This is a genomic window from Streptomyces milbemycinicus, from assembly GCF_002154605.1.
Taxonomy (GTDB): domain Bacteria; phylum Actinomycetota; class Actinomycetes; order Streptomycetales; family Streptomycetaceae; genus Streptomyces; species Streptomyces milbemycinicus.
In genome coordinates, this window is the sequence record NZ_MUNE01000094.1 from 30,647 (window position 1) to 43,360 (window position 12,714).

7 protein-coding genes and 3 pseudogenes are annotated in these 12,714 nt (G+C 66.6%); 1 reads left to right on the forward strand and 9 read right to left on the reverse strand.

What is annotated here, in order from left to right:
* Window positions 1-90: 90 nt before the first annotated feature.
* The gene (locus tag CCN51_RS08470; RefSeq protein WP_043487999.1) at window positions 91-1,032 is read left to right on the forward strand and encodes an AraC family transcriptional regulator; all 942 of its coding nucleotides are present in this window, start codon (window positions 91-93) and stop codon (window positions 1,030-1,032) included.
* Window positions 1,033-2,535: 1,503 nt separating this feature from the next.
* Here the strand turns inward: CCN51_RS08470 and CCN51_RS08480 are convergent.
* The 9 genes and pseudogenes from CCN51_RS08480 to CCN51_RS08525 form a co-directional block, all read right to left on the reverse strand.
* The gene (locus CCN51_RS08480) at window positions 2,536-3,447 is read right to left on the reverse strand and encodes a LysR family transcriptional regulator (RefSeq protein ID WP_014181187.1); all 912 of its coding nucleotides are present in this window, start codon (window positions 3,445-3,447) and stop codon (window positions 2,536-2,538) included.
* A gap of 45 nt (window positions 3,448-3,492) precedes the next feature.
* Window positions 3,493-4,590: pseudogene (locus CCN51_RS08485) on the reverse strand (integrase core domain-containing protein).
* Between the two features lie 82 nt (window positions 4,591-4,672).
* Entirely contained in the window at window positions 4,673-4,984 is a 312-nt protein-coding gene (locus CCN51_RS08495; protein WP_014181190.1) for a hypothetical protein, read from the reverse strand.
* 69 nt (window positions 4,985-5,053) lie between these two features.
* Window positions 5,054-5,430: pseudogene (locus CCN51_RS57075) on the reverse strand (transposase); the annotation flags it as partial.
* Between the two features lie 69 nt (window positions 5,431-5,499).
* Window positions 5,500-5,750 (reverse strand): annotated as a pseudogene (locus CCN51_RS08505) (hypothetical protein); the annotation flags it as partial.
* A 16-nt stretch (window positions 5,751-5,766) separates the two neighbouring features.
* Window positions 5,767-8,418, reverse strand: coding sequence for an exo-rhamnogalacturonan lyase family protein (locus CCN51_RS08510; protein WP_043492291.1), 2,652 nt, complete (start codon window positions 8,416-8,418; stop codon window positions 5,767-5,769).
* 89 nt (window positions 8,419-8,507) lie between these two features.
* Window positions 8,508-10,547: a beta-galactosidase gene (locus tag CCN51_RS08515; RefSeq protein WP_014181195.1), complete on the reverse strand. Its 2,040-nt coding sequence runs from the start codon at window positions 10,545-10,547 to the stop codon at window positions 8,508-8,510.
* A 198-nt stretch (window positions 10,548-10,745) separates the two neighbouring features.
* Entirely contained in the window at window positions 10,746-11,729 is a 984-nt protein-coding gene (locus CCN51_RS08520) for a carbohydrate ABC transporter permease (protein WP_238545509.1), read from the reverse strand.
* 13 nt (window positions 11,730-11,742) lie between these two features.
* On the reverse strand, window positions 11,743-12,711 hold the full coding sequence (locus CCN51_RS08525; RefSeq protein WP_014181197.1) for an ABC transporter permease: 969 nt from the start codon (window positions 12,709-12,711) through the stop codon (window positions 11,743-11,745).
* Window positions 12,712-12,714: the final 3 nt, after the last annotated feature.

The following is a 12,714-nucleotide window of genomic DNA, read 5'->3' on the forward strand; positions in this document are numbered from 1 at the left end:
CGATCCCGAGGGTATCCATGACAGGAAAGCTCAGAAATTTACCTTAAAGTCTCATTCCTCACGGATATTCGGCCCCGGTAGGGTGTGAGTATGGATGTGCTCGCTGACGTACTGGCCGCTACCGGCTTCAAGGGCGTGCTGCTCACGCAGCTGCGTTCTTCCGGCTCCGGCTGGGGCTGCGCCATTGGCCAGCTCGACACCGCGGGCTTCCACCTGATCGCCGAGGGGGCCTGCTGGCTGCGGACCGCCGAGGCACCGCCGAAGCAGCTGGTGTCCGGAGACGTGGTGCTGCTGCCGCGCGGCAAACCGCACCAGCTCATCGGGGCGCCCGACGAGGATGCCCTGCCCTACGCGGAGCTGGAGGCCGCCCATCCGCCGAACCGCGCGGGCGTGGTCGACCTCGGCGGCAACGGGCCGGTCGTCCGGGTGGTGTGCGGAGAGTTCCACTACGTCGGCAGCACCGACAGTCATCCGGTCCTTTCGGCGCTGCCCGAGGTCATCCACGTGCCCCATATGAGTGCAGACCCGCAGTTGCAGGGCGTCATCCGGATCCTGGCCGCCGAGACGAGGAACGGGCAGCCCGGATCGCGGGCTGTGGCCACGCGCCTGACCGAGGTGCTCTTCGTGCTGACGGTCCGCGCCTGGCTCGAACGGGCCGACAGCGCCGACGAGACGGAGCCGTCGTGGCTGACGGCCCTGCGCGACCCGCGCATCGGCACCGCCCTGTCGCTGATGCACGAGGAGCCGCACCGCGACTGGACGGTGGAGAGCCTGGCCCACACCGCCGCGATGTCCCGTCCGGCATTCGCCCGCCAGTTCAAGGCCGTGGTCGGCCTCACCCCCCTGGCATACCTGTCCCGCGTACGCATCGACCTGGCCGCCCGCCTGCTGCGCGACACCGGCGACTCGGTCGGCGAGATCGCCCAAGCAGTCGGCTACAGCTCCGAGTTCGCCTTCTCCCGGGCCTTCTCCCGAGAACACGGCATCGCACCCGGCCGCTACCGGCGCAGCGCGTTGGCGGCACGCTCGTGACGGATCAGGCGCGGGCATCCACGTCGAACATGGACGCCTCGCCGGCCGCCTCTGTTCCAGACCCGCCCCTTGGTTCCTGTCGCAGGTCAACCTGATCGCCGCTCTGGCCCGCCCTCGTGGCAGGCCCAGGCCGGCCAGCCCTTCGGGGTAGAGGGCCCCATGCACCAGTACGTCCGCGTTCTGGGCCAACGTGATGACATTGAGGGAGGGGGCCGTGTCGCCGGAGCAGACGACGCTGCCGTGGTCGGTGTCGAAGCGATAGGCGTAGGCGGGGAACACGGCGCCGTGTGGGACGAGGACAGCGGTGACCTTGACGTCGTCGTCCTCCATGATGGTGAAAGGCCGCATGGCGGGCGCGGTGTTCGTCGCAGAGGCGGCGGTTGCGGCCGGTGGCAGGACATCGTGGACGTCCAGCAGTGTGGCCGGGTCGATGCCGGCGTGTTCGGCCATGAAGAAGGTGAGGGAGGCGGCGTATGCCTGCCCGGCCAGCGGACCGGGGGCGCCTGCCGCGGTGGAGGGGATGCCTGCGGGGCCGGGGCCGTACACGGCTACCGGTTTCCGGAATCCTTGATCTCCGGAGGCCCCGGCGGCCAGCAGCGGGAACGAGTAGTAGTCGACGACGTGGTCGGCGTGGAAGTGGGTCAGGAAGATGCCGGCCAGCGACGGCATCGACAGTCCTGCACGCATGTACTGGGTCACCGCTCCGCGGCCGCGGTCGACGACGTAGGTCCTGCCATTGACGACCAGAGCGGACGAGATGCCGTACCGGTTCGCCAACGGCGGTGGACCGCTGTTGGTGACCAGGAGGAAGAGGGACAGGGCCGCGCCGGAGGTGTCCGCCAGCGTCGCTGCCGCGGCCTGTGTCGTCCCCAGCAGCGGGATGGTGACCACGGCGGAGGAAGCCATGGAGCCCAGGACCGCTCTGCGGGATGTGCGCCCTGCCTTTCCCAACGGCGGGGTCGCCGGCAGGCCCCGGATCGACGGCTCACTATCTGTGGTTCGGCACATGGCAGGCGGCTCCTCTGCGGTGGGCAGGTCGTGACGAGGACGGGCACTGCGGGACCCCGACCCGCTTACTCCTCGCGCCGCGTGCTGCAGCCGTCATCACTGGGCGGAATGCTGCACACCGCTGCGCACAAGAAGGGAGAGTCCGTCACGCAACCTAAGGTGGCGTGTCCGCGCCCTTGTGCGGGGGATGCGCGGAACCACGCACCAGTCGACCAGTGCGTCACCATGTCGATCCGCCAGGTTGCAGAGGTTGTGGACGGTTGCGATCTGCTTGCCTGGTGGAGCCGGGCGTCCGGGACCTCGCTCATCCCGAGGCAGCGGATCAGGCGCTGCTCCCGCGGTTCGGCCGGCCCCGAACAGCAAGGTGGCGCCGGCCCTGTCCATCTGGTCACGCGCGGGCGGATGTGTGTCGCGCCCAGGGCGAAGTTCATGCGCATGGCGCCCGCGCCGCGCGGTTGGCGGGCGGGGCATCAGGGTCCCGCCGGGGTCCCGCCTTCATGTTCCGAGCACGGGAATCGGATGCTCCTTGAACCAGCGGGTGAGGAATTCGAGCAGGGCGCCGATCTTTCGCGGCGCGGTCTGGCCCGGGCCATAGATCGCGTACAGCGGTCGGTCGGGAACGGGGACCTCGGGGAGCTGGACCCGCAGGGCGCCGGACACGAGATCCTCGTAGGCCGACCGCTGGGGGAGCAGGGCGATGCCGCGGCCCTGGACAGCGGCCTTCTGGAGGGCGATGTAGGAGTTCGAGGAGAAGACCACGTTGCGGACCTTGTGCTGGGTGGAGGTGGGCCCGTGCCCGAGACGCCAGACAGGTTCGTTGACGTGCACCAGGCAGTCATGTGCGGCCAGATCGTTGGGGCGGGTGAGGGGGCCGTGCTGTCTGACGTACTCCTCGGAGGCGCACAGGGTGAAGGGGAGAGACGCGATCTTCTTGAGACGCACCCTGGAGTCCCGCAGGTCCCGCGTGTGCAGGGCGACGTCGAATCCGCTGTCCAGGAAGTCGTAGGTGCGCTCCGACAGCCCTCCCAGTTCGAACCGGACAGCGATCTTCGGATATGCCGCGGCGAAGGCGGCGATCGCGTCCCCGACGTCGAGACTCCCGATCCACTTGGGGCAGATGACGCTCAGGAGACCTTCCGCCCGGTCGTGCAGGTGCGCGATCTCGGCTTCTTCCGCTTCGACCTCGGCGAGGATGCGGGCGGCGAACTCGGAGTAGCGCAGACCGGGTTCGGTAAGGCTGACGGAACGAGACGTGCGGTTGACGAGCCGGACACCGAGCTGCCGCTCCAGCTCCGCGACATGGCGGGAGACGAGGGAGCCCGATGAGCCCAGCGTCCGGGCCGCTCCGCTGAAGCTGCCGAGCTGCGCGACGGTGACGAAGCTGCGCATCAAGAGCATACGGTCCATAGAAATCCTCCAGCCTGCCCTTGCCGGAAACGTCATCCATGCAGGTCACGCCGCATGCCGGTACTCGTGGAGGATTCCGCCGAGGCGATCGTGTCGACGTATCTTGAGGTGGGCTAACGTGTCCGGATCGTCGATCGGCGGGGGCAATGGGTGCAGCGGCCTGGCGTTCGCGATGCCCTGGTGTGGTCGGTGTCCGTTGTAGAACTGCTCGAACTCGCGCAGGGTGGCGAGCAGATGTCGTTGGTTCCAGATCAACGTCCGGTCCAGGAGCTCGCGGCGACAGGTCTGTATCCACCTTTCCGTGATCGAGTTCATCCTCGGCATCTGGATGCCGCTGAGCACGACCTCGATCCCCGCGTCCTTGAGGACGGCATCGAACAGTTCGGGGAACTTCCCGTCCCTGTCCCTGATCATGAACCGTGCCCGGCAGCCGAGGTCTTCGAGGTCCATGACGAGGTTTTTCGCCGCTTGGGCTACCCAGGAGGCGGTCGGATGCGTGGTGGCGCCCAGGACGCGGATCCTGCGACTGCTGTGTTCGATCACTACGAGCGCATACATCCGCATGCCCGACAGGGTGACTGTTTCCATGAAGTCGCAGGCCAGCAGGGCGTCAGCCTGGGTGCGAAGGAAGGTGGCCCAGGTGCTGGAGTTCCGCTCGGGTGCTGGGTCGATACCGGCCTCCTTCAGGATTTCCCAGACGGTGGACGCGCCCACCTTCACCCCCAGTACGAGGAGCTCGCCGTGCAGGCGCCGGTACCCCCAGCTCGGGTTCTCCTTCGCCAGGCGCAGCACCAGGACGCGGATCGAGCGCACTGTAGGGGGTCATCCCGGGCGTTTGTGCCGGCAGGAGGCGGCATGGCGGCGTGCGACGAGGTTGCGGTGCCAACGCAGTACCGTGTCGGGGCGTACGAGCAGCCGTGACCTTCGCAGGACGTGCCGTGGCAGCCGGTGTAGGAGCGCTGCCAGGAATGCCCGGTCGCTCGGGGTGAACCGGATCTTCTCCTTGCCAAGTTGGCGTTCCAGCACGGTGATCTGGTGGCGCAGAGCGAGGATCTCAGCGTCCTTGTCCCGGTCGGTCATCGGCAGCAGGCGAAGCATCGCAAACGCGTTCGACACACCCAAGTAAGCCAGTCGCAGCAGCACGATCGATCATCATGGCGTGCTGACGGCAGCTGCGCGAGAGCGTCGGCTCAGACGACCGCGGCCAGATTTCGGGAAACCCGATTCACCGGCCCCTACCAGGGCGGATGAGGTTTCTGGCAAGGGCAGCGTGCCAGCGAAGGACCGATCGCGGAGTGACCAGCAAGGCCACCTGGGTACGCTGCTGCTTGGTGACGAGCCGGAGCAGTGCCGCCATGACGGCTCTGTCGCTCCAGGAGAAGCGGGGCCGTGGCTGGGCACGGCGTGCGATGGCGAGTTGATGCCGGAGCATCAAGATCTCTGCGTTCTTCGAGGCATTCGAGCGGGCGAGCAGGGCAAGCCATCGGAAGGCTTGGCAGGCGAGCAGGTAGATCAGCCGTATGACCACGACCAGCACGCTGCCTCAAAACGGCTCGCCGCTCTTGAGATCTGGGCAGATCCGAAGCAGCAGGTCAGCCCGGGTGACATAATTCCCGGCCCCCACAACCTCAAGTATCCGGCACAGCCGCTTGACGCCGAAGGCGCCACGGTGATCGTCAACGAACTGGAAGCGACTCACCAGCTGGTCTCGCCCGCAAAATACTTCGCGGCCCTCCGCAGGATCTCCCGCTCGAGCTCGAGTTCCTTCACCCGCGCCCGCAGCTGCCGATTCTCCTTCTCCATCGCGCTGGCCTCACCGGCCCCAGGCCGGGCAGCCTCCTCTGCAGCCCGCACTCACGTGCGCAGCGTCTCGTGGTTGACACCCAGGTCCTTGGCTACCGACGCGTACGTCCCACCCGGGGTGGCCCGGTACAACGCGACGGCATCGGCCCGGAACTCAGACGAATACTTCGACGTCCCCAACGGGAACTCCTGTCCTATGGATCATCACGATCCAATGATCAGGGTGTCCACGATCAAGGGCTAACCTCCGTCCTCGCGCACGATGTTGTGCTCCTCGCAGCCAGGACACCGCCGGAACACCACCTCGTGGGTGAAGCCGGAGGGCCGTTCGAGCCCTACGTCGTCCAAAGCACGAGCGACTGCCGACCAGGAGTCGATGTCGGGGCAGTACCCGTTGGGCTGGTTGCTCACCTCGCTCACGGCCCACCGGTCCGCCTCACGCACGAGACCGACTCGTCGGCACTCAGAACCATGGCTCCGCCGGCGCAGGCCACGTGTTGGCCGTGCATTCCCCGGTCAGCCGTCGCAGCGCGCCTGTTCTGCGTCGAGGCGGCTGTCGAGCTCTTCGAGCACATCCCCGATCAGAGCCAGGTTCTGGATTGCGGCGAGGCCGTACTGGGCGGCGTCATTCGTGGTAACGCCCGGAATCTCGGTCACCGGCTCGGAAACATGCGGCCCCACGTGGCTGACTGCCGGCTCGTCCGCGAGCTGGTTGAGGTTGTATCGATCCGCGGTACCGGACAAGAAGATGGTCCAAGCGCGTTCGGCCAGCGACGTGTCGTCGAGACGACGTGCGGCCCAGGCGAGCAGGCGTGTGTGCGCAAGTTTAAGACTGCCGTCCCACTCCTGTCCTGTCTCCGCGCGCTGGTGGTCCGGCGGTGCCAGGTACAGCCGACAGTACTGCAGCCACGCTGCCTCGAACTCGGGCAGATCCAGCAGGTCGAGAATCTCAGTGATCACCTCCACGATGCCGAAGACGGCGCTGAGGTGCGAGAGGACCTGCCGGTCCGCGGTGGTGTCGAAGTGCCCTGTCGCCGTGTCGTAGTGCGCGATCCCCGTGAGATAGCCCCTGGGCAGCTTCCCGATGTCGGTCAGCGTGTCGATGATCCGTTTGCTGGCCGTCTGGTCTCCGGTTCGTTCCCACCGGGTCAACCAGCCCGCCAGCATGGCACCGTAGTCGATGCCGAGGTCGACCTCGGCACCCCGCGGATCGGCCTGCAGGCGCCCCTGTCGCGCACCGACTGCTCTGTTGTGGTCGAGCCGGTGGAAGGTCTCGTCGGTCGCTACAACCTCGTCCAGGAGATCGCCGACACGCTCGTCGGCGGTGAGGTAGAAGTAGTGCCGCCGGTAGACGGCGCTGGAGACGCGCAACTGCTTGCAGGAACACCCCCAGTGCTGGACGTTGTGCCGGGTGCCGAACCCGGCGAAGGGACCGGCGTGGTACACATCAACCTCGCCGGTATGTCGAGTCATGGCCTCGGCGAGCCGAAAAGTCGTTGCGTCGCCGGTGCGCAGGAAGTGGTACCAAAACCACAGATCCGTCGAGAGTTCCGAGTTGTCCCAGGCATAGCCGCCAATGTCGTAACGCCATTGGTGACGGTCACTGTCGTAGGAGTGCATGACGTCGCCATAATCCCAAAAGCCGTACCAGCGGCGCTGCTCAACCTGGTCAGCGTAGTAGTCGACCAAGAGATCGAGGCGGTCCTCGATGGCGCGGGCGGTCGGGGTACTGCGGTCGGGCAGGGCCCAGTCGCCGAAGACGCCTGCCGCGCGAAGTCGTTCGGGAGAGCAGACCAGCTGTGGCGGGGCCTCGCAGGCGGCCGCACCAGCGTCAAGGGATGCATGACTGGCAGTGGCGTCGACGACGCGTAGGAGCAGTTCGTGGGTGCGGGCGACTCCGTGAGCGTCACCGAAGCCCGGTTTGTAGTCCTCGTAGGTGATCTCTACTGCCGCGAGCTGTCCCTCCCACGTCTGTTCGTTCTCGCCGGCATGGTAGAAGCGCACGTCCATCGGACGCGCCTCCGGGGACCACATCCAGATGGTCAAGGAGGCGTTGTCGGTAGCGGCATTACGGACATCGATCTGTGTGGGGTGGGACTGCCAGAATCCGCGCAGTCCCATTTCCAGCCCCCCGTTCGGGCTGCCGACGTAGGCATAGCCCCGCGACCGGGTGCCGGAAGGCACCGTCACCCAGCCGTGCTTGGCTCCGGTCCTCTTGCGCAGGGTGTACCCGTCGGCGCTCAGCTGGGCGAGCGTCCAGTCATTCCACACCGGCACGTGCGACAACGCGCTGTCCCACTCGGTCGCAGGCTCGTCAGCAGACACCCAGGTGGCGGGCGGGGGGGTGGCCCGCCCCTCGACCTGCGCCGCCCGGACGCCAGCGCCGGGGTCGCGCCACAGGCCGGTGAGCGGGCGCACGGATTCGGTGAGGAAGCCGCTTGAGCCGGCGATCCGCACGTGCCGGTCGTGCAAGGGGGCGTCCATCGGGAGCTCGAAGCTGATGCCGAGCGCACTCAGGAAGTCGTTCTCGGCGTCGCCGTCCCACACAAAGCTGTGCACCGCACGAATCTGGTCGGACCCGGCATGGAAGTACAGGCGGACGCGGAAGGGCAGCCACGTGCGATCCCCGTCGGTGTGGCTGCCGGTGACCAGCACGACCGCGCGCACCGGGCCGGCCTGCTCCACCTGCACCGACTCGACGTGCCCCTCGAACTCTGTGCGGTGGCGTCCCTCCGGGTCACTCGCGAGTTCGCTCACCAGCCGGCCCCGGTGAGCGATCACGTTGCCGCCGCGCTCGAGCGAGGCAACAAGCACCCGTCCGCTGGACGGAATGACGGCGCGAAGCACGCCGGTGTCGACCGTGATGCCCGCAGAGGTGCTCTGGACTGCGACGCGGGGGCCGGCCGCGCTCTCGACGCCCCCCACCAGCTCGTACCCACGGGCGTCCAGCGTGTCCGGCGCCGCGCTGTGCGCGCTCCACTTGACGGAGCCGTCCGGCCAGGTGGCGGTCGTCCACGACTGCACGGGCACCTCTTCACCACCCGTGGTGCGCAGGGCGAAGGGCGTGCCGGCGTGCACGATGCCGCGTGGCCACGGAACGCCCCAGGTCACCCCGCCCGCCAGGGCGGAGGGGGTGCCCTCAAGCCAGTGCACGGCAGTCTTCGGCACCGCGGCCAGGGCGCCGTGCCCTTGGGCGGTGTCAGCGTCAGGGCCCGGACCGGGGGAACGCCGGGAGACGTCCGGCCGCTGAGGGCGCGTCATCGGTCACTCTCAATAATGCAGACGCCGGAGCTCGCCAGAGCGACGGTCTCGCCCGCACGGTGCTGCTCACCCGTCAGCAGGTCGATTCCATCTCGGTCGAGGCACACAGAGGTGGGTGCACCGTGGTTGAGCAGGAAGAGGAAGCGCTGGGTCTGCCCCACCCGCTCCGTGACTTCGACCCCGGTCGGCGCATCGAGGACCGGGGCGACACCGGCCCTCTGCAGCAGGCTGCGCAGGACGGCGGTGTAAGACGCCGTGTCCAGGGTGGTGCCGAGATACACGCACGAGCCGTCTCCGGAGCGGCGATCCAGCACAGCGGGTTTGGACCTGAGGTGGCTGTCGGTGTATTCGGCGACGACCTGGGCGCCCTCACTTACGAGGTCGTCCTGCCAGCGCAGGGCGCGCCCCGAAAAGCCGGCCGGCAGAAGGTCCTGTCCTTCGACGGCGCGTACGGCGACGGATGTCTCGGGCAGCATGGGGCAGAACTCAAGGACATGCGCGCCGATGACGTCGCGGAGTCCGCCGGGGTAGCCGCCGGTGATGATCTGGTCGTCGCCGTCAACGATTCCGCTGAAGTAGGACACCAGAACGTGGCCGCCGCCTTCGATGAACTCCTCAAGCGCGACGCGCTGCTCTGCCGTGATGAGGTACTGGTTGGGAATGACGAGCACCCGGTAGCGCGACAGGTCCGTGGACAGGGTGACGACGTCCACGGCGACGTTCTGTTCCCACAGCGGCGTGTAGTGCTCAAGAAGCGTGTCGGCGTAGGAGAAGTCGTTGACGGGGTGGAAGCATCCCTCCACTGCCCACCAGTTGTCCCAGTCCCAGACGATGGCGACATCGGCCTCGGACCGGGCGCCCACCACCGTCGCCGTCCTGGGCAACTCGCGGCCGAGCTCGCTGACTTCGCGCCAGGTGCGGCTGGCGGTGCCACTGTGCGGCAGCATCGCTGAGTGGAACTTTTCCTGACCAGTCCGGGATGCGCGCCACTGGAAGAACATCACGGCGTCCGCACCGCGGGCCATGGTCTGATAGGAGCCCAGACGCATCCGTCCAGGCTGCTTGACGTAGTTGCGCGGCCACTGGGAGACCGCGCCGGCAGCCTGTTCCAGGACCAGCCACGGCTCGCCGCCACCGACGGAGCGCATCAGGTCATAGTGCAAAGCTGCTCGTGCCGAGGCATCCGCGCGTCCCGGATCCGGGTAGCTGTCGAACGCGACAACGTCCACCTCACTGCCCCAGCGGTGGTAATCGTTGAGTGAGACGTTCTGAAAGAAGTTGGTCGTCACGGGGATTGCCGGGGTGATCTCGTGCAGCAGGTCCCGCTCGTGGCGGAACAGATCGAGCTGCACGTCGGAGTTGAAGCGGGAGTAGTCGAGCTGCCGTGCCGGGTTGACGTGCCCTCGGACGGGACGGGGAAGGTGCACTTGGCCCCAGTCGCTGTAGCGCTGGCTCCACATGACGGTGCCCCAGCGGCTGTTGAGTTCGTCGATGCTGCCGTACTTCTCCTGAAGCCAGTACCGGAAGCGTTCGTCGCACTGCTTGCAGAAGCACTCGGCGTGGTACTCGTTGCCGACGTGCCACATCGCCAGGGCTGGGTGGTCGCCGTACCGCTCGGCGAGCTTCCGTGCCATGCGCAGGCTTCGGTCCCGGTAGACGGGCGAGGACGGGCAGAAATGCCCCCGGCTGCCAATTCCTATCCGCTTGCCGTGCCGGTCCACCATCATGGCCTCGGGGTGTTCCTCGGCCATCCACGGCGGCGGGGCGGCGTTGGGGGTGGCGAGATCCACGGCGATGCCGCCGGCATGCAGTCGGTCCACCACGTCATCGAGCCAGTCCATCTCGAAGACCCCGTCGGCCGGCTCGAGAGCCGACCACGAGAAGACCCCGATGGTGACCATGCCCAAGCCGGCCTCCTTCATCAGCCGTATGTCCTCGTCCCAGACGTCGCGGGGCCACTGTTCGGGGTTGTAGTCGCCGCCGAACACCACCCCGTTCAGCCGTTCGCGAAAGCGGAGCATGTTGTCGCTGGTCACTGGTGAACTCCAGATGTGGTGTGGTGCGTGGGTAGCGCACGCCACTGCTGCTGCGCGGCGTTGTTGCGGATGAGTGGATGTACGGTCTGTTGCGCTTGACGTGCACTTCCCTTAGCCGGGCGCCAGGGCGCGCTCGGGTTGTCAGAGCGTCGGCAGGGCCGCGGCGCAGGAGCCACGGCAACGAGGGGGCGCGGGCTGTCAGCCCTTGACCGAGCCGATCAGCATGCCCTTGGCAAAGTGCTTCTGCAGGAACGGGTAGACCATCAGGATCGGCAGGGTGCCGACGACGACCGTGGCGAACCTGACGCCCTGCTCCGGCGGGACGTAGCTGGAGTCCAACTGGCCCACGGTGCTTGCCAGGTCGGTCGAGACGGTGACTTGGCGGACGAACATCTGCAGGGTCCACTTGTCCGTGTCGCTGAGGTAGAGCAGCGGTGACGTGAAGTCGTTCCAGATCGCCACGGCATAGAACAGGGCGAAGGTCGCCAGGATTGGCTTGGACAGGGGCAGCACGATCCGGAGGAACACCCCGATCTCGGTGCACCCGTCGATCCGCGCCGCCTCCTGAAGCTCCGCAGGGAGCTCCTGGAAGAAGTTCTTGATGATCACGAGGTAGAACGGGCTGATCGCCATCGGCAGGATCAGTGCCCAGTACGAGTCGAGCAGACCAAGTTGCCTCACCACGAGGAAGGTCGGAATCATCCCCCCGCTAAACACCATCGTGAAGACGATCAAGCTGAGGATGAGATTGCGCCCTGGCAGCCGGCGATGGGCCAGCGGGTAGGCCATGGTGGTCGTCAGGGCGAGCTGGACCAAGGTGCCGACGATCGTGACGCCGATCGTCACCAGGAGGCTGCGCAGGAAGGTGCCGGTCGAGAAGATGTAGCGGTACGAGGACAGGTCGATGTCATGGGGCCACAGGAAGAACGGGCGGGAGGCCAGTTCTGATTCTCCTGCGAAGGACCCGGCGATCACGTAGAGGAACGGCAGGACCGTGACGACGGCCAGCCCGATCAGCACCACGACGTTGGCCGTGTCGAAGATCCGGGAGCCGAGCGTCTTTTGGCCACTGGATCCCGGAGAGGGGCGCCTGCCTCTCTTGACTTCCCGTAGTACGGACGTTGCCTGCGAAGTCTGTGACATTGAGTGCTGCTGCCTGTCGGGGATATCGAGCTTGCTCACGACTCCGCCCTCCTCAGAAGAGGCCGCGCTGACCGAAGCGGCGCGCAATCCAGTTGGAACCGAAGACGAGAGCAACGCCGATGACAGCCTTGAACATCCCGACCGCGGTCGAGTAGCTGAAAGAGCCCTGTTCGATGCCGAGGGAGTAGACGTAGGTGTCGAACACCTCGGCCACAGGCCGGTTGAGACTGTTAATCATCAGATAGATCTGCTCGAAGCCGGTGTCGAGAAAGTTGCCCATCGAGAGGATGGCCATGACCACGACCGTGCTTGCGATGGCAGGCAGAGTGACATGCCACATCTGCTGCCATCGGTTGGCGCCATCCAGCTTGGCCGCCTCATAGAGGTTCGGGTCGACAGAGGTCAGGGCTGCCAGGTAGATGATCGTTCCCCAGCCGGTCGCCTTCCACAGCGACTGCAGGATGATCAGCGGCCGGAACCAGTCAGGGTCGGTGAGAAAGGCGACGTTCCCGCCGGTGAGGTCATTGACGAAGGAGGTGACCGCGCCGATGTCCAGGGCGAAGAGCAGGTAGGTCAGCGACGCGACGATGGTCCACGACAGGAAGTGCGGAATGTAGATCAGGGACTGGATCGAACGTTTGACGACCTGGACCCGCAGCTCGTTGAGCATCAGCGCCACGATGATGGGTGCAGGGAAGACGATCAGGATGTTGAGGGCTGCCAGGAAGAGGGTGTTTCCCATGATTCTGGGGAAATCCGGGCTGGAGAACAGTTCTTCGAAGTGCTGGAACCCTACCCAGGGACTGCCTGAGATGCCCAGGAAGGGAAGGTAGTCCTGGAAGGCGATGACCAGCCCGAACATGGGCAGGTACCGGAAGATGAGGAAGTAGAGCACTCCCGGTAGCAGCAGCAGGTACAGCCAGCGGTAGCGCCGTGCCCGCGCCCGCAACGGTGCCTTGGCCGTGGGCGGAGGGGTCTCGGGTGGTGCGATCTGCGTGGAGCTGACGCTCGTCCCTGTCATGGT